The organism is Burkholderia sp. BCC0506 (assembly GCF_902833145.1).
Classification (GTDB): Bacteria; Pseudomonadota; Gammaproteobacteria; order Burkholderiales; family Burkholderiaceae; genus Burkholderia.
In genome coordinates this window covers 212,399-235,746 of the sequence record NZ_CADFEN010000005.1, presented here as the reverse complement: position 1 = coordinate 235,746, position 23,348 = coordinate 212,399, and the positions used below count along the sequence as shown (strand labels likewise).

Below are 23,348 nucleotides of genomic sequence, written 5' to 3'. Positions count from 1 at the left end.
TTACAGAACGGCGTCCTTGCGCACGCCGTTGGAGGCGAAGAACCGCTTGAGGCGCACCAGCGCTTCCTGCTGGATCTGCCGCACGCGCTCGCGCGTGAGCCCCATCTCGTCGGCAAGCTCCTCGAGCGTCGCCGGTTCGATGTGGTTCAGGCCGAAGCGGCGCTCGATCACGTGCCGATGCTTGTCGGACAGCCGCGACAGCCACGCGCGCGTCAGCGTTTCGAGCTCGCGGTGCTGCACCTCGGCGTCGGGCGACTGGCTCTGGTCGTCGGGCAGCAGGTCGAGCAGGCTGCTCGCGGGATCGAGATCGAGCGGCGCGTCGAGCGACGCCGTATGTTCGTTGAGCGCGAGGATATCGGTGACTTCCTCGGCGGTCTTGCCGGTGAGGTAGGCGATGTCGTCGATGCTGGCTTCGCGGCGCTCGGCCGCCTCGCCCGTCGACATCGAATTCTTTTCGAGGTGGCGTTTCGCGCGCAGCACCTGGTTCAGTTCGCGGATCACGTGCACGGGCAGGCGCACCGTGCGGGCCTGGTTCATGATCGCCCGCTCGATGCTCTGCCGGATCCACCACGTTGCATAGGTCGAGAAACGAAAACCGCGCGTCGGGTCGAATTTCTCGATCGCGTGCATCAGGCCGAGGTTGCCTTCCTCGATCAGGTCGAGCAGCGGCACGCCGCGGTTCAGGTACCCCTTCGCGATACTCACGACGAGACGCAGGTTGCGCTCGATCATCACCTGCCGCGCCTCGAATTCGCCGGCCTTTGCCAGGCGCGAATAGCGCTGCTCTTCCTCGACGGTCAGCAGCGGCTTCACGCTGATGCGGTTCAGGTAGTGCTGGATCGTGTCGGCCGTGAGCTCGGCCTGCAGCAGCGTGCGGAAATCGTCGACGTCGGGCACGGCTTCCTGGCGGCCTTCGCGCTCGTCGTCGCCCCCTTCCGCGTCGGCGTCGCGTGCCTCGAGATCGCGTTCGTTTTCCGCGACGTCGTCTTCGTCGTCCATCGAAGCACCTACTCGCCCCACCGATGCTTGCGTGGCACGACTGATGTTCTCAGACTCGGCTTGCGGCTCGTGGCGCTTCGATTTCGGCATGGTCGTCTCGGTTATTGAGGCGGCAAATACTTCAGCGGATCGACAGGCTTACCCTGCCGGCGAACCTCGAAATGCAGCATCACGCGGTCGGCATCGCTGTTACCCATCTCGGCGATCTTCTGCCCCTTCGTTACCGCGTCCCCCTCTTTTACCATCAAAGCGCGATTGTGTGCATACGCCGTGAGGTAAGTCGCATCGTGTTTGATGATAATGAGGTTGCCGTAACCCCGCAGACCGTTGCCGGAGTAAACGACGCGGCCGTCTGCCGCCGCCTTCACGGCCTCGCCGGCCGTCCCGCCGATATTGACGCCCTTGTTCTTCGCATCGTCGAACCCGTTCAGCACGGGGCCGCGCGCGGGCCACGCGAACGTCACGGGGCCGCTCGGGGCCGCGGCCGTATCGCTCGATCCGGTTGCCGCAGCCGGCGGCGTGGCGGCGAGTGCCGACGACGTACCCGCGGCCGGCGTGGCCGGACCGCTGCTCAGCGGCGCGGTCGCGACCGCGCCGCCGGCGATCGGTGCGGTGGCCGGCGCACCCGCCACCGCGGCGCCGCCCGGTGGCGCCACGCGCAGCAGCTGGTCGACTTCGATCTGGTTCGGGTTCGCCAGATTGTTCCACGACGCGATATCGCGATAGTTCTGCCCGTTCTCGAGCGCAATCCGGTACAGCGTGTCACCGGGCTTCACACGATAGAAGCCCGGCGGCGGCGGGCCGAGCGGCACCGCAGGCTGCGCGGCGGCGGTCGTGCCGAGCGACCCGGAGCGATCGACGACGGGCGCGTTGTCGAGCCGCGTCGCACAGGCGGCCAGTAGCGTGGAGAAAGCAGCCACACAGATCGCGCGCTGGGCGAGCGTGAGCGGTTCCCTGAATCGGTTGTTTTGCATCGCGCGCAACATACTCATCGGTTTCAAATCACTCCGGATTTTAAAGGGACAAAGAAAACGCGATCAAGCCGGGACGCTCGCCACTGCGCGTGCGCGACGCGCTCGACGAGCGTGAGCACCTGGTGCTGCCCGCTCTGCGCGCCGACCGGCGCGACGAGCCGTCCGCCGATCGCGAGCTGCTCGAGCAGCGCCTGCGGCACGTCGAGCCCCGCCGCCGCGATCACGATCGCGTCGAACGGGGCCGCGGACGGCAGGCCGACACGCCCGTCGCCGTAGTGCAGACGGATGTTCGGCACGCGCAGCGGCCGCAGGTTCAGCTTCGCGCGCTCGTAAAGCGGCTTGATGCGTTCAATCGAATACACGTCGCGTGCCACGTGGCTCAGCACGGCGGCCTGATAGCCGCAGCCCGTGCCGATCTCGAGCACGCGCTCGAGCGTGCGGCCGGCCATCGCGAGCTCGATCATGCGCGCGACGACCGACGGCTTTGAAATGGTCTGCTGATGGCCGATCGGCAATGCCGAATCCTCGTAGGCCTGCGTCGCGAGCCCCGGATCCACGAACAGGTGGCGCGGCACCGCGGCCATCGCGTCCAGCACGCGCGCATCGGTCACGCCGTTCGCGCGCAGGCGTTCGACCATCCGCTCGCGCACACGTTCCGACGTGAGGGCGAACGTGCCGGCCGGCGCGATACTCGGCGCAGCCGGCTTCGGCAGCGCGGGCTTCAGCGCGGTGGGCTTCGGTGCGGTCGCCGGCTTCGCGGCGGCGACACCCGGCAGCGGCGCCCGCACGGCGGCCGGCTTCGCCGCAACCGGTTTCAGCACGGCTGCGGGTTTGTCGGCGCCTTTCGACACCGCGCCCGCCGCCTGGCGTTCGCCGGCCCGGCCTTCCGATTTGCGTGGCGCTCGCTTGAGATCTTCGAGCGCGAGCGGGAACCGCTTCGCGCGCTCGCCGCTCATGAAGCACGCCCTCCGGCGCGCGCCCATTCGCGCGTCGCGGGCAGCATCTGCGTATGCGTGAGATCGAGCTGCAGCGGCGTGATCGACACGAAACCGTTCGCGACGGCGTGGAAATCGGTGCCCTCGCTGGCATCCAGCGCCGCGCCCGCGGCACCGATCCAGTAGATCGGCTCGCCGCGCGGATCGGTCTGCCGAATCACCGGCTGCGACGGATGACGCTTGCCGAGGCGCGTGACCTTCCAGCCCTTCAGCTCGTCGTACGGCAGGTTCGGAATATTGACGTTCAGCAACGGCTGGCCGGGCAGCGGATGCGCGAGGTAGTGCGCGACGATTTCCGCGGCGACGCGCGCGGCGTCGGCCAGATGGGCCCAGCCCTTGTCGACCAGCGAGAACGCGATGGCCGGCACACCGAACATGATGCCTTCGGTGGCGGCCGCAACTGTCCCCGAATAGAGCGTGTCTTCGCCCATGTTCTGGCCGTTGTTGATGCCGGACACGACGATGTCCGGCCGCTCGTCGGCCATCCCCGTCAGCGCGACGTGCACCGAATCGGTCGGTGTGCCGTTCACGTAGAAGAAACCCGTACCCGCTGCGCGCTGCACCGACAGCGGCCGCGACAACGTGAGGGAATTCGACGCGCCGCTGCAGTTCTGCTCGGGCGCGATCACCGTAAGCTCGGCCAGCGGCTGCAGCGCTTCGCTGAGCGCGGCGAGACCGGGGGCGAGATAGCCGTCGTCGTTGCTGAGTAGGATTCGCATCCGGCGATTGTAACCGAGGAAAGATGGCGCGAGAGCGACAGTCCGGCGGCCGCGGACGGGTGGGTATACGCATGGGCGCGCATGGACGCACGATGCGCCACGGCATCACGCGGCGGCACTCCGCGCGCCGGGGAAAACACCGGGCAGCCGGGTTTTCCCTGCGGCGACAAGCGCCTCCGCGGATCCCTCCGTCGACGCTCGGCGCGAAGCGCCGGGCCCGGCGGACACTCAGATCGCGCCCGCCTCGCGCAGCGCGGCAATCGCCTGCGCGTCATAGCCGAGGCCGCGCAGCACCTCGTCGGTGTGCTCGCCGAGTTCGGGCCCGAGCCAGCGTGTTTCGCCCGGCGTGTCCGACAGCTTCGGCGTGATGTTCGGCAGCGGAATGTCGGTGCCGTCGGCCAGCTTGAAACGCTGGATCATCTGGCGCGCGACGAACTGCGGATCGGTGAACATGTCGGCCGCGCTGTAGATGCGCCCGGCCGGCACGTCGGCCGCATTGAGCACGGCAAGCGCCTCGTCGATCGTGCGCGGCGCGAGCCACGCGGCGATCGCGTCGTCGATTTCCTGCGTGCGCGGCACGCGCCCGTCGTTTTGTGCGAGTGCGGGATCGTCGGCGAGGTCGTCGCGCTCGATCGCCTTCATCAGCCGCTTGAAGATCGGATCGCTGTTGCCGCCGATCACGATACTGCCGTCGCGGCACGCATACGTATTCGACGGCACGATGCCTGGCAGCGACGCGCCGGTGCGCTCGCGCACCATCCCGTACACGCCGTACTCGGGCACCACGCTTTCCATCATGTTGAAGACGGCTTCATACAGTGCAACGTCGACCACCTGCCCCGCGCCGCCGTTGACCTTGCGGTGATGGAGCGCCATCAGCGCGCCGATCACGCCATGCAGCGCGGCGATCGAATCGCCGATCGAGATGCCGATGCGCGGCGGCGGCAGATCCGGATAGCCGGTGATGTGGCGCAGCCCGCCCATCGATTCGGCGATCGCGCCGAAGCCGGGCCGGTCGCGGTACGGGCCGGTCTGCCCGTAGCCGGACAGGCGCACCATCACGAGGCCCGGATTGTCGGCCGACAGCACGTCGTAGCCGAGGCCGAGCTTTTCGAGCAGGCCCGGACGGAAGTTCTCGATCACGATGTCGGCCTGGCTCGCGAGCTGCCGCGCGATCGCCTTGCCGGCGTCGGCTTTCAGGTTCAGCGTGACCGATTTCTTGTTGCGCGCCTGCACCGACCACCACAGCGACGTGCCGCCCTGCTCCGGGTAGAGCTTGCGCCACTTGCGCAGCGGGTCGCCGCCGTTCGGATCCTCGATCTTGATCACTTCCGCGCCGAATTCGGCGAACAGCCGCGACGCGAACGGCCCCGCGATCAGCGTTCCGAATTCGAGCACTTTGACGCCCGCGAGCGGGCCCTGGCTGGTGCTCATGTGTCTCCCTGGCATGAGGAACGGCGCCGCCGGCAGGCGACGCCCGGCTTACATCGTGCGGCGATCGAGCATCGCGCGGGCGATGGTGCCCGCGTCGACGTACTCGAGCTCGCCGCCCACCGGCACGCCGCGCGCGAGGCGCGTGACCGCCAGCCCGCGCGCCTTGAGCGTCTGGCCGAGGTAGTGGGCGGTGGCTTCGCCTTCGTTCGTGAAGTTGGTCGCGAGCACGACTTCCTTGACGACGCCGTCGGACGCGCGCCGCACGAGGCGGTCGAAATGAATTTCCTTCGGGCCGATCCCGTCGAGCGGGCTCAGTCGCCCCATCAGCACGAAATACAGCCCGCGGTAGGTCATCGTCTGCTCGAGCATGATCTGGTCGGCGGGCGTTTCGACGACGCACAGCAGCGTCGGATCACGCTCCTCGTCGCTGCAGACCTCGCAGATCTGCGCTTCGGTGAACGTGTTGCACTTCTCGCAGTGCTGCAGGTGCTCGGTCGCGAACAGCAGCGACCGGCCGAGCCGCTCCGCGCCCTCGCGGTCGTGCTGCATCAGGTGAACCGCCATGCGCTGCGCGGATTTCGGCCCGACACCGGGCAGCACGCGCAACGCTTCGACGAGAGCGGACAAGGCGGACGGCTGTTTCATACGGCGGCAAAGAGTGGCAAGGACGCCGCGCTCAGAACGGCAGCTTGAAGCCCGGGGGCAGCGGCAGGCCCGACGTCATCCCGCTCATCTTTTCCTGCGACGTGGCTTCGGCCTTGCGCACCGCGTCGTTGAACGCGGCGGCGACGAGATCCTCGAGCATGTCCTTGTCGTCCGCGAGCAGGCTCGGGTCGATCGACACGCGGCGCACTTCGTTGCGGCACGTCATCGTCACCTTGACGAGGCCGGCGCCCGACTGCCCTTCGACTTCGATGAGCGCCAGCTGCTCCTGCATCTTCTTCATGTTTTCCTGCATTTGCTGCGCTTGCTTCATCAGTCCGGCGAGGTTGCCTTTCAACATGGGAATACTCCTTCTTGATCGTGTGGAAACCGGCACGCGACGCGTGCCGGTCAAGATGTGCGGGGCGTGATTGTGCCTGTCGCGGGGCGGTCAGTTCAATGCAGCGTCGGCGGTGCGCCGTCCGGCGCCGAATCGGCGAGCGGGCGCACCGACCCCTCGACGATGCGCGCACCGAACTCGCGCACGAGCTGCTGGACGAACGGATCGCCGTGAATCTCCTGCTCGGCTTCGCGCTGGCGCGCCGCGCGCGCGGCCGCATCGAGCGCCGCCGCGGTGCGCCGTGCGGGCCCGACTTCGACGCTCACCTCGACCGTCTTGCCGAGCGCGTCGGCCAGTGCGACCTTCAGCTTCGCCACCTGTGCGGCGTCCGCATACTGCGGCACCGGTACGGACAATTTCAATGCGGTAGCGTCGACCGCCGTCAGCTCGCTGTTGAACGCGAGCTGGTACGCGACGCCCTTCAACGGCAGCCGTGCGGCCAGCGCCGGCCATTCGCCGTCGAAACCGATCGGATCGAGCGCGATCGCGGGCGGCAGCGGACGCGTGTCGATCGGTGCGGCCGGACGTGCGTCCGCCGGCTTCGGCGTCACGCGTACGTCGTCGGGACCGCTGTCGAACACCGGCACGAAACCGTCGTCGGAACCGCCGAACATTTCGTCGGCGCTGAGCGGCACGTAGTCGTCGGGCGGGATGTCCTCCCACGGCGGCGACGGCTGGCGCGAATCGGCTGCTTGCGGCGCGCGGGCACCGGCACGCGGCGTCGGCACCTGGACGGCCGGACGCGCGGCGGCCGGCTTTTCGGCGGCCGGCTGGGCTGCCGCCGGTTTGGCGGCGGCGCCTGCGCGCCCGCGGTCCGACGACACGCGCATGCCTGCATTGCGCAGCACGTCGAGCGCGGCGGCGGCACCGCCCGCGCGCGCCGCCGGACGCGCGGCGGCCGGCTCCGGCGGCGCGGCGCGCGGCGCCGGTTCGGCCCGCGCAGGCGGCTCGTCGTTTCGCTGCACGGCAGCAGCGGCAGGCGGCTCAGGTTCCGTGCGGGCGGGCGGCGGCACGTCGCCAACGGGCGCTGCCTTCGCTTCCGGCTGCGGCGGCTCGATGCCTTGTGCGTCAGCCGCCGTCGGCGCCGGTACTGCTGCCTCTGCCGGCGCCGGAACGGCCGCCGGCTCGGCGGCCGACCGTTCGGCTTCACCGCCGGACTGCGCCGGCACCGCACGCGCGGCCGGTGCAACAGCGGCAGCCGGCGCCGCAGCTTGCGGCCGCGCTGCGCTGGCGGGCGCGGCCGATACGGGCTTCGCCGCAGCGGCGGTCGGCGCCGCGGCAGCACGCGGGGCCGGCACCGCACGCGGCGGCACGGACGGCTGGCCGCCCGGCGCGCTGCCGGCGCCCACGGCCGGCTCGAACGCGAGCATCCGCAGCAGCGTCATCGTGAAACCCGCGTATTCGTCCGGCGCCAGGCCGAGCTCGGCGCGCCCGACCGTCGCGATCTGGTAGAACAACTGCACCTGCTCGGGGCTCAGCGTCTCCCCAAAGCGACGCAGGTCGGCCGCTTCCGGCCATTCGTCGAGCACCGAGCCCGGCGCGAACTGCGCCCATGCGATCCGGTGCAGCAGGCTCGCGAGATCCTGCAGCGCGGTCGAGAACGACAGGCTGCGCAGCGACATCTCGTCGGCGATCGCGAGGATTTCCGGGCCGCTGCCGGCCGCGAGCGCGTCGAGCAGGCGCACCATGTAAGTCTGGTCGAGCGCGCCCAGCATGCCCGATACCGCCGACTCGGTCACCTCGTTCGCCGAATAGGCGATCGCCTGGTCGGTCAGCGACAGCGCGTCGCGCATGCTGCCCTGCGCGGCGCGCGCGAGCAGCCGCAGCGCCTGCGGCTCGAACGTGATCCGCTCTTCGCCGAGGATCCGCTCGAGATGCGACACGATGTGCCCGGCCGGCATCTGCTTCAGGTTGAACTGCAGGCAGCGCGACAGCACGGTAACGGGGATTTTCTGAGGATCGGTCGTCGCGAGGATGAACTTGACGTGCGGCGGCGGCTCTTCCAGCGTCTTCAGCATCGCGTTGAACGCGTGATTCGTCAGCATGTGCACTTCGTCGATCATGTAGACCTTGAAGCGCGCATCGACGGGCGCGTACACCGCGCGCTCGAGCAGCGCGGCCATTTCATCGACGCCGCGGTTGCTCGCCGCGTCCATCTCGACGTAATCGACGAAACGGCCCTCGTCGATCTCGCGACAGGCGCGACACACGCCGCAGGGCTGCGACGTGACGCCGGTTTCACAGTTGAGCGCCTTCGCGAAGATCCGCGACAGCGTCGTCTTGCCGACGCCGCGGGTTCCGGTAAACAGATAGGCGTGATGGAGACGCCCGCCGTCGAGCGCGTGCGTGAGCGCCCTGACGACGTGCTCCTGGCCGACGAGCGAAGCGAAATCCTTCGGACGCCACTTGCGTGCGAGAACTTGATAGGTCATCGGGAAATTGTATCAGTAACGCTGCGTCGCGCCGACACGCGAAACGGTGCGGAACACGGGCAAAGTGCAGGTCGAACGGAGTGTGACGCAGAAATAAAAAACGCCCGGCGAACGGGGCGAGAAGGAAGGTGACGAGCCCGACCCTCGGCACTGGCGGAAAACGATTGTGGCTGCTTCGTTCCCGACCTGACCAGGTTCACCGCCCCACCATGCGAGGAGGCCCGTCACGGCATATTCTATCACCGCTTCCTGCCGAATGCGACCGTTTGTTCGCAACAATGCGAATCCGGCCGCGCAAACCGGCGCGTCGCCCATTGGCACCGGCCGCGCGCCGCCTGCCCCTTGCAATTTGCCCGCCGGCCTCCACCTGCGAGTTACAACGGTCGAACGTCGCGTCGTACCCCTACTCGCATAGCGGCTACTATCGCCGCCCGCAGCAGATAGCAATTTAGGCTAATATGACGCCCGAACGACCCGCGAGCCGCGGCATGCAGCGCTTACGCCCCTCCTTTCCGGAAAGGCGGAGTGACCTGCCGCAGCGGCCGGCAGCCTACGGCGGCCGGTACGCCGCAACGCGCAAGCAGGCAGTCCCCGAACCGTAAGAGGTATTGACCCAATGAGCGAACAGATCAAACACATCAGCGACGCATCGTTCGAACAGGACGTCGTCAAGTCCGACAAGCCCGTACTCGTCGATTTCTGGGCCGAATGGTGCGGCCCGTGCAAGATGATCGCCCCGATCCTCGACGAAGTCGCGAAGGACTACGGCGACAAGCTGCAGATCGCGAAGATCAACGTCGACGACAACCAGGCCACGCCCGCGAAGTTCGGCGTGCGCGGCATCCCGACGCTGATCCTGTTCAAGAACGGCGCGGCCGCCGCGCAGAAGGTCGGCGCGCTGTCGAAGTCGCAGCTCACCGCATTCCTGGACAGCCACCTGTAATACCGGCAGTTCCGCGGACGTGTTGTCAGTCGGCAACACGTCCGTTGCCAAGCCGCCGATCGCTCGCTCAAGCGCGAATCGGCCTATGCTAGAATTAAAAAACGTCGACAAGACGCATTTAAGTCTCTGAGCGCCTCCGCTCGCCCTCCTCCCTTATTTTCTTTCGTCGCTTCTCCTCCCTGGCGGGTTCTCCGTATGCATTTATCCGAGCTCAAGTCTCTGCACGTGTCCGAACTGATCGAAATGGCCAATGGCCTGGAGATCGAAAACGCGAACCGCCTGCGCAAGCAGGAGTTGATGTTTGCCATTCTCAAAAAGCGCGCCAAGACGGGAGAGACGATCTTCGGCGACGGTACGCTCGAAGTGCTGCCGGACGGCTTCGGCTTCCTGCGCTCGCCGGAAATGTCGTACCTCGCGAGCACCGACGACATCTACATCAGCCCGTCGCAGATCCGCCGCTTCAACCTGCACACCGGCGACACCATCGAAGGTGAAGTCCGCACGCCGAAGGACGGCGAGCGCTACTTCGCGCTGGTGAAGGTCGACAAAGTCAACGGGCAGCCGCCCGAGGCCTCGAAACACAAGATCATGTTCGAGAACCTCACGCCGCTGCACCCGAACAAGCCGCTGTCGCTCGAACGCGAAATGCGCGGCGAGGAAAACGTCACGGGCCGCATCATCGACATGATCGCGCCGATCGGCAAGGGCCAGCGCGGCCTGCTCGTCGCATCGCCGAAGTCGGGCAAGACCGTGATGCTGCAGCACATCGCGCACGCGATCAAGCAGAACCACCCTGACGTGATCCTGTTCGTGCTGCTGATCGACGAGCGCCCGGAAGAAGTGACCGAAATGCAGCGCTCGGTCGCCGGCGAAGTGATCGCATCGACGTTCGACGAACCGGCCACGCGCCACGTCCAGGTCGCCGAAATGGTGATCGAGAAGGCCAAGCGCCTCGTCGAAATGAAGCACGACGTCGTGATCCTGCTCGACTCGATCACACGCCTCGCACGTGCGTACAACACCGTGATCCCCGCATCGGGCAAGGTGCTGACGGGCGGTGTCGACGCGAACGCGCTGCAGCGTCCGAAGCGCTTCTTCGGCGCGGCGCGCAACATCGAGGAAGGCGGCTCGCTGACGATCATCGGCACCGCGCTGATCGAAACCGGCAGCCGCATGGACGACGTGATCTACGAAGAGTTCAAGGGCACCGGCAACATGGAAGTGCATCTCGAGCGCCGTCTCGCGGAAAAGCGCGTGTACCCGTCGATCAACCTGAACAAGTCGGGCACGCGTCGCGAAGAAATGCTGATCAAGCCCGAGATCCTCCAGAAGATCTGGGTGCTGCGCAAGTTCATCCACGACATGGACGAAGTCGAGGCCATGGAATTCCTGCTCGACAAGATCCGCCAGACGAAGAGCAACTCCGAGTTCTTCGACCTGATGCGCCGCGGCGGCTGATCGCCCCCGCTCCGCGACACGGCCGCCCGCGCATCCCGCCCGGCGGCCGTTTTTCGATGTCAACCTGAACGTGAACGTACAGGTTGATCTATAATCGCGTCATTGCCCCGCGGAACGCCCCACATCCCATGCCGAACGATGCCTCCACCCCGCTATTGACCGTCAGCGACGCCGCGTCGCGGCTCGGCGTCACGCCGCGCACGCTCAAATATTACGAAGAGCGCGGGCTCGTCACGCCGTCGCGCAGCGAAGGCCGCTACCGCCTCTACGACGAAGCCGACCTCGAGCGCTTCGCGCGCATCCTGCGGCTGCGTGCGCTCGGCTTCTCGCTGCACGGCATCACCGAAATGCTCAAGCGTCCGCTGGAGGAAACGGGCGACGGCCGGCGCCGCTATTCGGACGCGTCGCTGCGCGACATCCGCGCCGGCCTCGCCGAGCAGATCGACACGCTCGACCGGCGGATCGCGGCCGTCCAGCGCGAGCTGAAGGAAGCCGTCGCGCTGCGCAAGGAACTGCAGCACGACATCGACTACGTCGAGCGGCGCCTCGCCGGCGAAAACGCCGATGCGCTGATCGCGCAGCGGCGGGCAGAAGCCGGCGCGCGGCGCGCACGCAAGGATCGCGAATGAACGCGGTGCCCGGCCGGTCGCGGCTGTGGAGCCGCGCGAACCTGCGCGCGGACCTGTTTCCGTGGGCGCTCGCGCTCGTCACCGGCATCGACTACTTCGACAACGCGGTCTTCTCGTTTTTCGCGAGCTACATCGCCGGCGGCATCAACGCGTCGCCCGACGAACTCGTGTGGTCGTCGAGCGCCTACGCGGTCACGGCCGTGCTCGGCATCCTGCAGCAGCAATGGTGGGTCGACCGGCTCGGCCATCGCCGCTACGTCGCGGGCTGCATGCTGATGTTCTCGTTCGGCGCGATCGCGGCGGCGCTGGCCGACACGTCGCTGGAGCTGGCGTTCGCGCGCGGCTTTCAGGGCTATTTCATCGGCCCGATGATGGGCGCGTGCCGGATCCTGATCCAGATCAGCTTCAAGCCGCAGGAACGGCCGCCCGCGACGCGCGCGTTCCTGATCATGATCCTGCTCGGCAGTGCGCTCGCGCCGATCGTCGGCGGATTGCTGGTCGCCCATTCGACGTGGCGCGCGCTGTTCGCGTGCACGGCGCCGGCCGGCATCGCGTTCGCGATCCTCGCGCTGCTCACGCTGCCCGATTCGGGCCGCACGCCGGACGACGAACGCGGTTCCGGGCATTTCTGGCCGTACGTCGTGTTCGCGCTCGCGCAAGGCGCGCTGCAGATCGTGCTGCAGCAGGTGCATTACCAGCTCTACAGCGGCTCGCCGATGCTGATCGGGCTGACATTCGCGGGGCTCGCCGCGCTCGCGTGGTTCGCGTATCACCAGTGGCATCACCCGACGCCGCTCGTGCGGCTGCATGCATTCCGCGAGCGCACGTTCCAGGTCGGGCTGCTGCTCTACATGTTCTATTACTACGAGTCGACGGGCTTCAGTTACCTGACGTCGCGGTTTCTCGAGGGCGGGCTCGGCTATCCGGTCGAGAATGCCGGGCGCCTGGTCGGCACGATGTCGCTGATCTCGGCCACGGCGCTGTTCGCCTACCTGCGCTACGCGAAATTCGTCACGCACAGGAAGTGGTTCGTCGTGCCGGGGTTCGCGATCGCCGTCACGGCCGCGCTGTGGATGACGCGGATGACGCCGCAGGTCGGCGAAGCCGCGCTGATCGTTCCGCTGCTGTTGCGCGGGTTACTGCTGCTGTTCATCGTGCTGCCGGTCGCGAACCTCACGTTCCGGATCTTCGCGATCGACGAATACACGCACGGTTACCGGCTGAAGAACATCGTGCGGCAACTGACGATCTCGTTCGCGACGTCGTCGGTGATCATCGTCGAGCAGCATCGCGTGGCCGTGCACCAGACGCGGCTCGTCGAGCGCGCGAACGCATTCGACCCGTTGTTCCAGCAGACCGTCGATGCGCTGACGCGCGGCTATGCGGCAGCCGGCCACGCGCTGAACGACGCGCACGGCCTCGCGATCGCGTCGATCGCGCGGATGGTGGCGCAACAGGCGTCGTTCCTCGCGTCGCTCGACGGTTTTTACTTCCTCGCGGGCGTGGCGCTCGTCGGCGGCCTCTTCGCGGCATGGCAAAAACAGATCGATTGAGTTAAAAGACAGGCTTTGGATTTTCGTCCGCCGCCTCCATGCTCTCGAAACTGACCCGCTGGTTCGACGATCGCCGCCGCGACCGCGCGCTGCGCAGCCATCCGATTCCCGACGCGCTGTGGCACGAAACCGTCGAGCGCCTGCCGTTCCTCGCCCACCTCCCGCCCGACGCACTCGGCCGGCTGCGCGAGCTGACGAGCCTGTTCATCGCGAAAAAATCGTTTTCGACCGCGCACGGGCTCGAGCTGACCGACGCGATGATCGTCGCGATCGCCGCGCAGGCCTGCCTGCCCGTGCTCAATCTCGACCTGTCGCTGTACGACGGCTGGGTCGGCGTCGTCGTGTATCCGGGCGAATTCGTGATCCGCAAGACCGTGCAGGACGAGGACGGCGTCGTCCACGAAGTCGAGCAGGATGCGAGCGGCGAGGCATGGGAAGGCGGCCCCGTGATCCTGTCGTGGGAGGACGCGCAGATGACGGACGGCCGGGATGCGTACAACGTCGTGATCCACGAGTTCGCGCACAAGATCGACATGGTCAACGGCGCGGCCGACGGCTATCCGCCCCTTTTTCGCCGCTGGCATGCGCCGCACCTCGATGCGCAGGCGTGGGCCGACGTGTTCGAACATGCGTACGACCAGTTCTGCGCGCGCGTCGACGCGGTGCCGGAGCGCGCGTGGGCGCGCTTCGAGCGCGACTCGCTGATCGATCCCTATGCGGCCGATCACCCGTCGGAGTTCTTCGCGGTGTGCAGCGAGGCGCTGTTCGTGCGGCCGAAAGCGTTCGAGTCCGAATTTCCGGAGCTGTACCGGCTGCTCGCGCGCTACTACCGGCAGGATCCGGCCGGCACCGGCGCGCTCGACGCACCGTGAAAATTATTCGTCAACCGTCTGATTTTCTGGCATAATCGCCGTTTTTCGACCTTAGGCAAGTGGCTCGCGCCGGGCTTGGCGTCCGCCGGATCGTCCCATCGGGGCGGCTCGACACGGCAAGCGGCGGGTTGGCTACCGCTATCACCAAGGAAAATCATGAAACCTGGCATTCACCCGGACTACCGCGAAGTCGTCTTCCAAGACATGTCGAACGGCTTCAAGTTCATCACGCGCTCGACGATCCAGACGCGTGAAACCATCGAACACGAAGGCAAGACCTACCCGCTCGCCAAGATCGAAGTGTCGTCGGAATCGCACTCGTTCTACACGGGTCAGCAAAAGATCATGGACACGGCAGGCCGTGTCGAGAAGTTCAAGAACAAGTTCGGCGCACGCGCCAGCGGCAAGGCTGCAGCGAAGTAAGCGTTGCACCGATCCGGTGGTTGCAATGCACCGGTACCGCACAAAAGGGCAGCCCAGGCTGCCCTTTTTTGTCTCTGCCCGCCCGGAAAGGCGCCGACCGGCGCCCGGGCAACGACCTGACGCACAACAGCGGGCGCGACTACAATGCCGGATGCTCGAAACCGGCTCGACCGCGCGCCACCGCGCCGGCCGCCCGCCCATAACAAATCGCTCATCTGCATGAAGCCTGTCGTCCGTCTCACCGCCTCCGCCACGCGTGCGCTGCCGCGCTGGCTGCTGCTCACGCTCTGCCTCGTCTACGCGGCGTTCGGCCTGTTCGGCCGCGACCCGTGGAAAAACGAGGACGCGGCGGGCTTCGGCGTGATGTGGACGATGGCCAGGGGCGGCTGGCACGACTGGCTGCTGCCGAACCTGGTCGGCAAGTTCATCACGACCGACGGGCCGCTCGGCTACTGGCTCGGCGCGCTGTCGATCCGCGGCCTCGGCCCGTGGGTCGACGCGAGCAACGCATCGCGCGTCGATACCGGCGTGCTGTTCTGCGTCGCATGCGCGTTCGTCTGGTACGCGGCCTACCTGCTTGGCCGGCGCGCCGAGGTTCAACCGTTCAAATACGCATTCGGCGGCGAGCCCGAGCCGCGCGACTACGGCCGCACGCTCGCGGACGGCGCGCTGCTGGTGCTCGTCGCCTGCTTCGGCCTCGCGGAACGCGGGCACGAAACGACGCCGCAACTCGCGCAGTTCGCGTGGATCGCGATGCTCGTGTACGGGATCGTGCGCGGCATCGACAAGCCGCTGCAAGGCGCACTGTGGTGGGGCCTCGCGATCGGCCTCGTCGCGCTGTCCGGCAACCCGGTGCTGGTCGTCGCGCTGCTCGCGGGCACGGCCGCGCTGTGGCTCGTCACGCCCGAAATGCGCAACCTGCGCCTGCCGCTGATCGGCCTGCCGCTCGCGGCCGCGATCTTCGCGCTGTGGCCGCTCGCCGCCTTCGTCGCGGCGCCGGACGACGCCGCGTGGTTCTTCAACCAGTGGATCCACGGCAGCCTGATGCGCTTTTCGGGCCCGCCGACAGCCGTGCTCGGCTATGCGGCGAAGAACCTGCCGCTGTTCACGTGGCCCGCGTGGCCGCTCGCGATCTGGGCGTGGTGGAGCTGGGCCGGCATGCGCCGTCGTGCGCACATCGCGATTCCGCTGTCGGTCGCCGTGCCGCTCGTCGCGCTCGTGATCCTGCAAAGCCAGCAGTCGAACCGCATGTACATGCTGCTGCTGCCGCCGCTCGCGGTGCTCGCGACGTTCGCGCTGCCGACGCTCAAGCGCGGCGCGATCAACGCGATCGACTGGTTCGCGGTGCTGAGCTTCACGATCCTCGGCACCTTCGTATGGCTCGTGTGGCTCGCGTCGCTCACCGGCTTCCCGCATCCGCTCGCGCGCAACCTCGCGCGCCTCGTGCCCGGCTACGAGCCGCACTTCAAGATCCTGTCGTTCGTCTGCGCGGTGATCGTCACCGTGTGCTGGTGCTTCCTCGCGCGCTGGCGCGTGTCGCGGCAGCCGAAGGTGCTGTGGCGCAGCGTCGTGCTGTCGAGCGCGGGCACCACGCTGATGTGGGTGCTGCTGATGACGCTGTGGCTGCCGATCGTCAACTACGGCCGGACCTATCGCGACGTCGCCGAACAGATCGCCGTGCACCTGCCTTCCGACTACGAGTGCATCTCGCCCGTGCGGCTCGGCGACGCGCAGATCGCGACGTTCGCGTATTTCGGCGGCATGCACTTCGATTTCTCCGGCGACTGCGACGTGATCCTGCGCCAGGACCGCGCCGACTTCGGCGAGCCGAGCGCGATGTCGCAATACGTGTGGCGTCTCGTCTGGGAAGGCCGCCGCGTCGCCGACCGCGACGAGCGCTTCCGCCTGTACGAGCGCATCGAACGGCCGAAGACGCCCGTCAAGCGGCGCCCGCCGCGCCGCCAGGCGGCCGATTGACGATGTTCGGCGACATCCGCCGGATCGTCGGTCTCGCGTGGCCGGTGCTGGTCGGCCAGCTCGCGATCATCGCGTTCGGCGTGATCGACACCGCGATGGTCGGCCGCTACTCGGCCGTCGATCTCGCCGCGCTCGGGCTCGGCTCGTCGATCTACGTATCGATCTATATCGGCCTGACCGGCATCCTGTCCGCGCTGCAGCCGATCGCCGGGCAGTTGTACGGTGCGCGGCGCTATGCCGAGATCGGCGAGGAGGTACGCCAGGCGCTGTGGCTCGCGCTGCTGCTCGCGATTCCCGGCTTCCTGCTGCTGCATTTTCCCGAGCCGCTGCTGCGCGTCGCGCACACCCCCGCCGCGCTGCACGACCGCACCGTCGACTACCTGCGCATCCTGTCGTACGGGCTGCCCGCCAGTCTCGTCTTCCGCATCTACAACGCGCTGACCAACGCGGCCGGCAAGCCGCGGCTCGCGATGATCCTGCAGATCGGCGCGCTGCTGCTCAAGTTTCCGCTGAACGTGTGGTTCATCTTCGGCGGCTTCGGCGTACCGGCGCTCGGCGGCCCCGGCTGCGGGCTCGCGAGCACGCTGATCAACTGGGCGCTCGCGCTGATCGGCTACACGCTGCTCGCGAAGCTCGACGTGTTCGCGCCGCTCGCGATCTTCTCGCGCTTCTGCTGGCCCGTCTGGCAACGCCAGAAGGCGCTCCTGACGCTCGGCGTGCCGATGGGCCTGTCGTACCTGATCGAGGTCACGTCGTACACCTGCATGGCGCTGTTCATCGCGCAGTTCGGCACGACGACGCTCGCCGGCCACCAGATCGCCGGCAACATCGGCGCGGTGCTGTACATGACGCCGCTGTCGATCGGCGTGGCGGCATCGACGCTCGTCGCACGCGCGCTCGGCGCCGGACGCGCCGAGGAAGCGCGGCTGCTCGGCCGGCACAGCGTGATCTTCGCGTGCGGCGTGGCGAGCGCCTATGGCGTGCTCGTGTTCGCGCTGCGGCCGCTGATCATCGGCGGCTATACGCCGAATCCGGCGGTCGCCGCGGCCGCGATGCCGCTCGTCGCGATCGTCGCGTGCTACCACGTGTTCGATGCGCTGCAGGTCACGTCGGCGTTCGTGCTGCGCGCGTACAAGGTGGCGGTCGTGCCGACCGTGATCTATGCGGTCGCGCTGTGGGGCGTCGGACTCTGCGGCGGCTACCTGCTCGGCTTCGACGTGGGCGGCATCGCGCCCGCGTGGCTGACCGGCGCGCGCGGCTTCTGGTTCGCGAACACGGTCAGCCTGATGCTCGCGGGCGCGGGGCTCGTGCTGTACCTGCGCCGCATCGGCCGCGCGCACGCCACTACCGCGGCCTGACGCACGGCGCGCTACGCGCGCTCCAGCACGTCGGCCGCGTGATACGACGACCGCACGAGCGGGCCGGCGACCACTTCCCTGAAACCGAGCGCGAGCGCCTCGTCGCGCCACGCGGCGAAGGCGTCCGGGCTCACGTAGCGCCGCACCGGCAAATGGTGCGCCGACGGCGCCAGATACTGGCCGAGCGTCAGCACGTCGACCTCGTGCGCGCGCAGGTCGCGCAGCGTGTCGCGCACCTCGTCGTCGCGCTCGCCGAGGCCCAGCATCAATCCCGATTTCGTCACGAGCGTCGGCCGCGCGGCCTTCGCCTGCGCGAGCAGTTCGAGCGAGCCGCGATAGTCGGCGCCCGGCCGCGCCGCCCGGTACAGCGACGGCACCGTCTCGATGTTGTGGTTGAACACATCGGGCCACGCCGACGACAACGCATCGAGCGCACGTGCCGCGCGGCCGCGGAAGTCCGGCGTCAGCACCTCGACGCCGATGCCCGGCACGCTCGCGCGCACCGCCGCGATGCATGCGGCGAAATGCGCGGCGCCGCCGTCGCGCAGGTCGTCGCGGTCGACCGACGTGATCACGACGTAGCGCAACCCGAGCGCCTCCGCCGCGTCGGCCAGCCGCGCGGGCTCGTCGGGATCGAGCGGTTCGGGGCGGCCGTGCGCGACGTCGCAGAACGGGCAGCGCCGCGTGCAGAGCCCGCCCATGATCATGAAGGTCGCGGTGCGCTGCGCGAAGCATTCGCCGATGTTCGGACACATCGCCTCCTCGCAGACGGAATGCAGCCGATGCTCGCGCAGCATGGCGGCCATGTCGGCCACCGCCGCGCTCATCATCGGCCGCGCGCGCAGCCACGGCGGCTTCGGCAGCGCCGCACCGGCCGCGGGTTCGACGCGCACCGGAATGCGCGCGAGCTTGTCGCGGCTTCTTGCGCCGGGCTGGCCGAGCGCCGTGAGGCTGGATCGTTCGAGCGCGGCGGCCATCGTCAGTCTCCGAGGAACGCGACGATCAGGCGGTTCACGTCGGCGGCCGCCTCCATCTGCACCATGTGCCCGCCGCCGGCGATCACCTCGGTACGCACGCCGTCCGGCAAGCCCTGCGCGTGCCGCGCGGGGATCACCTGGTCGCGCTCGCCCCAGATCACGAGCGTGCGCGGCGCGAGCGTCGCGAGCCGGTCGCGGAACACGCGCCGCTGCGTCGCGCCGTCGAACGCGGCGTTCGCGATCTTCTCCAGCGCGGCCGGCACGCCCTCGAGCCGCTTGTACTTGACGAGATCGTCGACGAGCTGCCGCGTGACCAGCGCGTCGTCCGCGAACAGCGCGCCGAGGTGCGGCTTCAGCGTGTTGCGGCTGTTGCCGGCGACGAAGCCGTCGATGTACGCGCGGTTGATGTCGGCGCCGAGCCCCGCGCTCGCGATCAGCGTGAGCGACACGACGCGTTGCGGCGCGCGCTCGGCCACCGTCATCGCGACCGCGCCGCCCATCGAGTGGCCGATCAGGTGCGCGCGCTCGATGTGCTGCGCGTCGAGCAGCGCGAGCACCGCGTCGGCCAGTTCGTCGAGGCTGCCGGTCTCGACCGCCTTGCCCGATTCGCCGTGGCCGGGCAGATCGAGCGCCCACACCGGCCGGTGCGCGGCGAGCTCCGCGTGATTGAACAGCCAGTTGTTCAGGTCGCCGCCGAACCCATGGATCAGCACGGCCGGCGTGCCCGAACCGTCGCCCAGCTTCAGGAACCGGATCGTCCGACCGCCGATCTGCGCCTTTTCGGGCTGCGGGCCGGCCGCGTCGTCGGCAGCCGCGCTCGGCACGAAATCGCGCTGGAAGTCGGCGATCGCCGCATCGATGTCGGCATCGCTCGCGTCGGCGGCCGCGACCACGCCGAGCAGCGCGCCGACAGGCAGCGTCTCGCCCTCCTGCGCGACCTGCCTGCGCAGCGTGCCGTCGAACGCGCACTCGACACCCGACGAGATCTTGTCGGTCTCGACGTCGAGCACTTCATCGCCCTTCGCCACGCGTTCGCCGACCGCCTTCAGCCAGCCGTTGACCTGCCCCTGCTCCATCGACAGCCCCCACTTGGGCATCGTGATCATGTGAATCGACATCGTGTCAGCTCCTCGTCTTCAGGACCGCCTGCGCAATCGCATCGGCGGACGGGATATACAGGTCTTCCAGCACGCCGGCGAACGGCGCGGGCGTGTGCGGCGCGGTGACGAGCTCGATCGGCGCCTTCAGCGAGCGGAATGCGCGTTGCGCGACGAGCGCGGCGAGGTCGGTCGCGATCGAGCAGCGCGGGTTCGCTTCGTCGACGACCACCACGCGCCCGGTGCGCTCGGCGCTTTCGAGGATCGTTTCCTCGTCGAGCGGCGACGTCGTGCGCAGGTCGATCACGTCGCACTGGATGCCGTCCTTCGCGAGCGTCGCGGCCGCGTCCATCGCGAGATGCACCATCCGGCCGTACGTGACGATCGTCGCGTCGTCGCCGTCGCGCAGCACGTTCGCCTCGCCGAACGGAATCGCATAGGATTCCTCCGGGACGTCGCCATCACGCGTATAGAGCAGCTTGTGTTCGAGGAAGATCACGGGATCGTTGTCGCGGATCGCCTGGATCAGGAGCCCCTTCGCGTCGTACGGCGTCGACGGGCACACGACCTTCAGCCCCGGGATGTGGGTGAACAGCGACGTGAGCATCTGCGAATGCTGCGCGGCCGCGCGCAGCCCGGCGCCGTACATCGCGCGGATCACGACCGGCGTCACGGCCTTGCCGCCGAACATGTAGCGGAATTTCGCGGCCTGGTTGAAGATCTGGTCGAAGCACACGCCCATGAAATCGACGAACATCAGTTCCGCGACGGGCCGCATCCCGCACGCGGCCGCACCGACCGCCGCGCCGATGTAGCCGCCCTCCGACAGCGGCGTATCGAGCACGCGGCCCGGAAACTTGTGGAACAGCCCCTTCGTCACGCCGAGCACGCCGCCCCATGCGTCGTCCTCGCCCGGCGCGCCCGCGCCGCCCGCATTGTCCTCGCCCATCACGATCACGCTGTCGTCGCGCGCCATTTCCTGCGCGAGCGCCTCGTTGATCGCCTGCGAATAAGTGATCTTCCTTGCCATGTCTGTCTCCTGGAATGTTCGGTTCGCCGTGCCGGCTGCAATGTCAGGCCGCGCTCACGGATACGACACGTAGACGTCGGCCAGCAGGTCGGCCGCGTCCGGCAGCGGCGCGGCCTTCGCCTGCGCGACCGCGTCGTCGATCAGCGCCTTCACCTGCGCGTCGACCGCGCGCAGTTCGTCCGTGGTCAGCGCTTCGGCGCGCACGACGCGCGTTTCGAAATGCTTCAGGCAATCCTTCTCGTCGCGCAGCTTCTGCACTTCGCCCGGCGCACGGTAGGTTTGCGCATCGCCCTCGAAGTGGCCGAAATAGCGCGTGAACTTCACCTCGACGAGCGTCGGGCCGCCGCCGTTGCGCGCACGCTCGACCGCCTCGCCGAGCGCCTCGTGCACCGCGAAGAAGTCGAAGCCGTCGACGATCACGCCCGGCATCCCGAAGCCGTTCGCCCGATCGGCGATGTTGTCGGTCGCGACCGACCAGCTCGACGACGTCGCTTCCGCGTAGCCGTTGTTTTCGGCGACGAAGATCGCGGGCAACCGCCACACCGACGCGAGGTTCATCGACTCGAAGATCACGCCCTGGTTCGACGCGCCGTCGCCGAAGAAGCACACGCCGACGCCGCCCGTCTTCTTGTGCTTGGCCGCGAGCGCCGCGCCGCACACGAGCGGGCCGCCCGCGCCGACGATCCCGTTCGCGCCGAGCATCCCCATCGACAGGTCGGCGATGTGCATCGAGCCGCCCTTGCCGTGGCAGACGCCCGTCTTCTTGCCGTAGATCTCGGCCATCATCCCGTGCACGTCGACGCCCTTCGCGATGCAATGGCCGTGGCCGCGGTGCGTGGTGGCCACGTAGTCGTCGAGGCCGAGGTGCAGCATCGTGCCGACGGCGGACGCCTCCTCGCCCGCGTACAGGTGAACGAAGCCGGGAATCTCGCCGGTCGCGAATTCGACGTGCAGGCGTTCCTCGAATTCGCGGATCGTGCGCATCAGCCGATATGCATCCAGCAGTTTGTCCCTGCCGAGCTGTGTCGAAGCGGTCATGTGTGTCTCCTGGGTAGGTCTGACTGCGAAAGCCGCCGCGGACCTGCCGCGGCGGCGGATTGCACGGTCTGCGGCCGTGCGTGAAACGAAACGTCAGTGGTGCCACGTACCGGCATCGCGCAGCAGTTGCCGCGAGGACGCGTAACGCAGCGTGCGCCCGACGTCGACCGTCAGCGGCCCGCGCCAGTCGAGTGCAATCTCGTAGCGATCGCCGCGCGCGACCTCGATCTCGCGCTCGCCGTCGAACGCGAGCGTGCCGCGCTCGAACGGAATCGCGTGCCACGTGTCCGGTTCGAGCCGCTCGCAGCTGCGCATCACGACGCGGTCGACCCGCCCCGGCGCGATCGGCGCGACGAGCGGCGTGCCGCCCGTCGTGCCGGCTTGCGCGAAGCGCATCGCGAGCCCGTGCGGCGCGCTGCGGTCGAGCGGCGCCCATGCGCCGCCGAGCGCGGACAGGCCGATGCCGTCCGGTTCCGCGAACGTCAGGTAAAGCGCGTCGATGTCGTCGGAGCCGGAGATCGCGCGCGCGCCGATGAAGCGCTGCCGCGCGGCGCACACGTCGACGAGTGCGATCTCCTCGCGCCCCGGCTGCGCGCCCGCGACGCAGCGCACGACGAGCCGCTTGTTGCGCACGAATGCGACTTCGGCCGGCACGGCACCGGTCGCGGCGAGTCCTGCCGCGACGCCGGCGACGGTCGCCTCGCGATGTTCGGGAAACGCGTTGTTGGTGCCGGTGGACAGCGCGACGAGCGGCGTCGCGCCGCAATGCGCGGCCACCGCGCGATGCGTGCCGTCGCCGCCGAGCACGACGATCAGCGATACCTCCCTCCGGCGCAGGTACGCGGCGCCGGCCTGCGTGTCGGCGACGGTATCGGTGATCGGCAGGTCGACGAATTCGACCTCGGGCCAGCATTCGTGCGGCGCGACCGCGCGATGCGTGTCGATCGCGCGCAGCAGCAGCGTCGCGATGCCCGTGCGGTCGCGCAGCGTCAGCACGCGCTCGACGCCCATCGCGCCGAGGCCGGCCAGCAGACGCACGATCATGTTCGCCTTCTCCGCGGTCGGAAACACGGATGCATGCGTCGTGAGGCGGCGGATGTCGCGCCCCGATGCGGGGTTCGCGATCACGCCGACGGTAACGGGCGTCGTCACGGGTTTGTCTCCATCCAGTGGGCGGGGCCGGCGCATCGTCACGCGCGCCGGTTCCGCCTGTTTCGTCCGCTGCCATCGACGGGCGGCGGATCGTCGTCGCCGACGCGATCGCGCCGGCTTGCCCGTCATCTCTGCAAGCGGCGTGCCATCGTGCGTGCGATGACCGGGAAACCCGCGTCCGTACTGGCGATGAGGGCATGCACGTGCTCGCGATACACAGTCGTGATGACGCAGCGCGCGTCGAAT

Annotated in this window: 21 protein-coding genes and 1 other RNA gene; 8 read left to right on the top strand and 14 right to left on the bottom strand. The window is 68.3% G+C overall.

Translation table 11 applies throughout. The features are described 5' to 3' along the window. From rpoS to ffs, 9 genes are all read right to left on the bottom strand, one after another. Positions 1–1,089 (bottom strand): RNA polymerase sigma factor RpoS, encoded by a 1,089-nt coding sequence (gene rpoS / locus HWX62_RS13615; RefSeq protein WP_175929050.1) that lies wholly within the window; start codon positions 1,087–1,089, stop codon positions 1–3. An 11-nt stretch (positions 1,090–1,100) separates the two neighbouring features. Then, positions 1,101–1,991 carry a peptidoglycan DD-metalloendopeptidase family protein gene (locus HWX62_RS13610; RefSeq protein ID WP_175929049.1) on the bottom strand — a complete coding sequence of 297 codons (891 nt, stop codon included), beginning with the start codon at positions 1,989–1,991 and terminating at the stop codon, positions 1,101–1,103. A 5-nt stretch (positions 1,992–1,996) separates the two neighbouring features. Beyond that, positions 1,997–2,929 carry a protein-L-isoaspartate(D-aspartate) O-methyltransferase gene (locus tag HWX62_RS13605; protein WP_175929048.1) on the bottom strand — a complete coding sequence of 311 codons (933 nt, stop codon included), beginning with the start codon at positions 2,927–2,929 and terminating at the stop codon, positions 1,997–1,999. Continuing rightward, entirely contained in the window at positions 2,926–3,687 is a 762-nt protein-coding gene (gene surE, locus HWX62_RS13600; protein ID WP_175929047.1) for a 5'/3'-nucleotidase SurE, read from the bottom strand. The genes HWX62_RS13605 and surE overlap by 4 nt, the downstream gene beginning before the upstream one ends. 228 nt (positions 3,688–3,915) lie before the next feature. Continuing rightward, entirely contained in the window at positions 3,916–5,121 is a 1,206-nt protein-coding gene (locus HWX62_RS13595) for a CaiB/BaiF CoA-transferase family protein (protein ID WP_175929046.1), read from the bottom strand. A 48-nt stretch (positions 5,122–5,169) separates the two neighbouring features. Next, complete coding sequence (recR, locus tag HWX62_RS13590) at positions 5,170–5,766, bottom strand: recombination mediator RecR (protein WP_006478665.1); 597 nt, start codon at positions 5,764–5,766, stop codon at positions 5,170–5,172. A gap of 31 nt (positions 5,767–5,797) precedes the next feature. Continuing rightward, positions 5,798–6,124: a YbaB/EbfC family nucleoid-associated protein gene (locus HWX62_RS13585; RefSeq protein WP_006482124.1), complete on the bottom strand. Its 327-nt coding sequence runs from the start codon at positions 6,122–6,124 to the stop codon at positions 5,798–5,800. A 95-nt stretch (positions 6,125–6,219) separates the two neighbouring features. Further along, positions 6,220–8,595, bottom strand: coding sequence for a DNA polymerase III subunit gamma/tau (locus tag HWX62_RS13580; RefSeq protein WP_175929045.1), 2,376 nt, complete (start codon positions 8,593–8,595; stop codon positions 6,220–6,222). Between the two features lie 127 nt (positions 8,596–8,722). Then, an RNA gene (gene ffs, locus HWX62_RS13575) (signal recognition particle sRNA small type) lies at positions 8,723–8,821 on the bottom strand. 390 nt (positions 8,822–9,211) lie between these two features. Between ffs and trxA the strand changes: the two genes are divergently transcribed. The 8 genes from trxA to HWX62_RS13535 all read left to right on the top strand — a co-directional run bounded on the left by trxA (position 9,212) and on the right by HWX62_RS13535 (position 17,808). After that, positions 9,212–9,538, top strand: a complete 327-nt coding sequence (gene trxA, locus HWX62_RS13570) for a thioredoxin TrxA (RefSeq protein WP_006402348.1) — start codon at positions 9,212–9,214, stop codon at positions 9,536–9,538. A gap of 195 nt (positions 9,539–9,733) precedes the next feature. Further along, complete coding sequence (gene rho, locus HWX62_RS13565) at positions 9,734–10,996, top strand: transcription termination factor Rho (protein WP_006478662.1); 1,263 nt, start codon at positions 9,734–9,736, stop codon at positions 10,994–10,996. A gap of 128 nt (positions 10,997–11,124) precedes the next feature. Beyond that, positions 11,125–11,625, top strand: a complete 501-nt coding sequence (locus HWX62_RS13560) for a MerR family transcriptional regulator (RefSeq protein WP_175929044.1) — start codon at positions 11,125–11,127, stop codon at positions 11,623–11,625. Next, complete coding sequence (locus tag HWX62_RS13555; protein ID WP_175929043.1) at positions 11,622–13,178, top strand: MFS transporter; 1,557 nt, start codon at positions 11,622–11,624, stop codon at positions 13,176–13,178. Before HWX62_RS13560 ends, HWX62_RS13555 begins: the two co-directional genes overlap by 4 nt. Before the next feature lie 38 nt (positions 13,179–13,216). Then, positions 13,217–14,050 (top strand): M90 family metallopeptidase, encoded by an 834-nt coding sequence (locus tag HWX62_RS13550; RefSeq protein ID WP_175929042.1) that lies wholly within the window; start codon positions 13,217–13,219, stop codon positions 14,048–14,050. Positions 14,051–14,206: 156 nt separating this feature from the next. Then, entirely contained in the window at positions 14,207–14,473 is a 267-nt protein-coding gene (locus tag HWX62_RS13545) for a type B 50S ribosomal protein L31 (RefSeq protein ID WP_151067681.1), read from the top strand. A 144-nt stretch (positions 14,474–14,617) separates the two neighbouring features. Beyond that, positions 14,618–16,450: a glycosyltransferase family 39 protein gene (locus HWX62_RS13540; protein ID WP_175929041.1), complete on the top strand. Its 1,833-nt coding sequence runs from the start codon at positions 14,618–14,620 to the stop codon at positions 16,448–16,450. A 2-nt stretch (positions 16,451–16,452) separates the two neighbouring features. After that, on the top strand, positions 16,453–17,808 hold the full coding sequence (locus HWX62_RS13535; RefSeq protein ID WP_175929040.1) for an MATE family efflux transporter: 1,356 nt from the start codon (positions 16,453–16,455) through the stop codon (positions 17,806–17,808). An 11-nt stretch (positions 17,809–17,819) separates the two neighbouring features. Here the strand turns inward: HWX62_RS13535 and lipA are convergent, their stop codons facing one another. The 5 genes from lipA to HWX62_RS13510 form a co-directional block, all read right to left on the bottom strand. Continuing rightward, on the bottom strand, positions 17,820–18,785 hold the full coding sequence (gene lipA, locus HWX62_RS13530; protein ID WP_175929039.1) for a lipoyl synthase: 966 nt from the start codon (positions 18,783–18,785) through the stop codon (positions 17,820–17,822). A gap of 2 nt (positions 18,786–18,787) precedes the next feature. Beyond that, on the bottom strand, positions 18,788–19,903 hold the full coding sequence (locus HWX62_RS13525; RefSeq protein ID WP_175929038.1) for an acetoin dehydrogenase dihydrolipoyllysine-residue acetyltransferase subunit: 1,116 nt from the start codon (positions 19,901–19,903) through the stop codon (positions 18,788–18,790). A gap of 4 nt (positions 19,904–19,907) precedes the next feature. Beyond that, positions 19,908–20,912: an alpha-ketoacid dehydrogenase subunit beta gene (locus HWX62_RS13520; protein WP_175929037.1), complete on the bottom strand. Its 1,005-nt coding sequence runs from the start codon at positions 20,910–20,912 to the stop codon at positions 19,908–19,910. A 54-nt stretch (positions 20,913–20,966) separates the two neighbouring features. Next, positions 20,967–21,950 (bottom strand): thiamine pyrophosphate-dependent dehydrogenase E1 component subunit alpha, encoded by a 984-nt coding sequence (locus tag HWX62_RS13515; protein ID WP_175929036.1) that lies wholly within the window; start codon positions 21,948–21,950, stop codon positions 20,967–20,969. Between the two features lie 93 nt (positions 21,951–22,043). Continuing rightward, positions 22,044–23,102, bottom strand: a complete 1,059-nt coding sequence (locus tag HWX62_RS13510) for an NAD(+)/NADH kinase (RefSeq protein ID WP_175929035.1) — start codon at positions 23,100–23,102, stop codon at positions 22,044–22,046. Between the last annotated feature and the right edge of the window lie 246 nt (positions 23,103–23,348).

Excerpts from the sequence above, each read along its gene's own strand:
- HWX62_RS13550 (WP_175929042.1), top strand. The coding sequence starts at position 13,217 with ATGCTCTCGAAACTGACCCGCTGGTTCGACGATCGCCGCCGCGACCGC.
- HWX62_RS13585 (WP_006482124.1), bottom strand. The coding sequence starts at position 6,124 with ATGTTGAAAGGCAACCTCGCCGGACTGATGAAGCAAGCGCAGCAAATG.
- HWX62_RS13595 (WP_175929046.1), bottom strand. The coding sequence starts at position 5,121 with ATGAGCACCAGCCAGGGCCCGCTCGCGGGCGTCAAAGTGCTCGAATTC.
- rpoS (WP_175929050.1), bottom strand. The coding sequence starts at position 1,089 with ATGCCGAAATCGAAGCGCCACGAGCCGCAAGCCGAGTCTGAGAACATC.
- HWX62_RS13610 (WP_175929049.1), bottom strand. The coding sequence starts at position 1,991 with ATGAGTATGTTGCGCGCGATGCAAAACAACCGATTCAGGGAACCGCTC.
- HWX62_RS13555 (WP_175929043.1), top strand. The coding sequence starts at position 11,622 with ATGAACGCGGTGCCCGGCCGGTCGCGGCTGTGGAGCCGCGCGAACCTG.
- surE (WP_175929047.1), bottom strand. The coding sequence starts at position 3,687 with ATGCGAATCCTACTCAGCAACGACGACGGCTATCTCGCCCCCGGTCTC.
- lipA (WP_175929039.1), bottom strand. The coding sequence starts at position 18,785 with ATGGCCGCCGCGCTCGAACGATCCAGCCTCACGGCGCTCGGCCAGCCC.
- HWX62_RS13560 (WP_175929044.1), top strand. The coding sequence starts at position 11,125 with ATGCCGAACGATGCCTCCACCCCGCTATTGACCGTCAGCGACGCCGCG.
- HWX62_RS13535 (WP_175929040.1), top strand. The coding sequence starts at position 16,453 with ATGTTCGGCGACATCCGCCGGATCGTCGGTCTCGCGTGGCCGGTGCTG.
- HWX62_RS13580 (WP_175929045.1), bottom strand. The coding sequence starts at position 8,595 with ATGACCTATCAAGTTCTCGCACGCAAGTGGCGTCCGAAGGATTTCGCT.
- HWX62_RS13540 (WP_175929041.1), top strand. The coding sequence starts at position 14,618 with ATGCCGGATGCTCGAAACCGGCTCGACCGCGCGCCACCGCGCCGGCCG.
- recR (WP_006478665.1), bottom strand. The coding sequence starts at position 5,766 with ATGAAACAGCCGTCCGCCTTGTCCGCTCTCGTCGAAGCGTTGCGCGTG.
- HWX62_RS13525 (WP_175929038.1), bottom strand. The coding sequence starts at position 19,903 with ATGTCGATTCACATGATCACGATGCCCAAGTGGGGGCTGTCGATGGAG.
- HWX62_RS13545 (WP_151067681.1), top strand. The coding sequence starts at position 14,207 with ATGAAACCTGGCATTCACCCGGACTACCGCGAAGTCGTCTTCCAAGAC.
- HWX62_RS13520 (WP_175929037.1), bottom strand. The coding sequence starts at position 20,912 with ATGGCAAGGAAGATCACTTATTCGCAGGCGATCAACGAGGCGCTCGCG.
- rho (WP_006478662.1), top strand. The coding sequence starts at position 9,734 with ATGCATTTATCCGAGCTCAAGTCTCTGCACGTGTCCGAACTGATCGAA.
- HWX62_RS13515 (WP_175929036.1), bottom strand. The coding sequence starts at position 21,950 with ATGACCGCTTCGACACAGCTCGGCAGGGACAAACTGCTGGATGCATAT.
- trxA (WP_006402348.1), top strand. The coding sequence starts at position 9,212 with ATGAGCGAACAGATCAAACACATCAGCGACGCATCGTTCGAACAGGAC.
- HWX62_RS13605 (WP_175929048.1), bottom strand. The coding sequence starts at position 2,929 with ATGAGCGGCGAGCGCGCGAAGCGGTTCCCGCTCGCGCTCGAAGATCTC.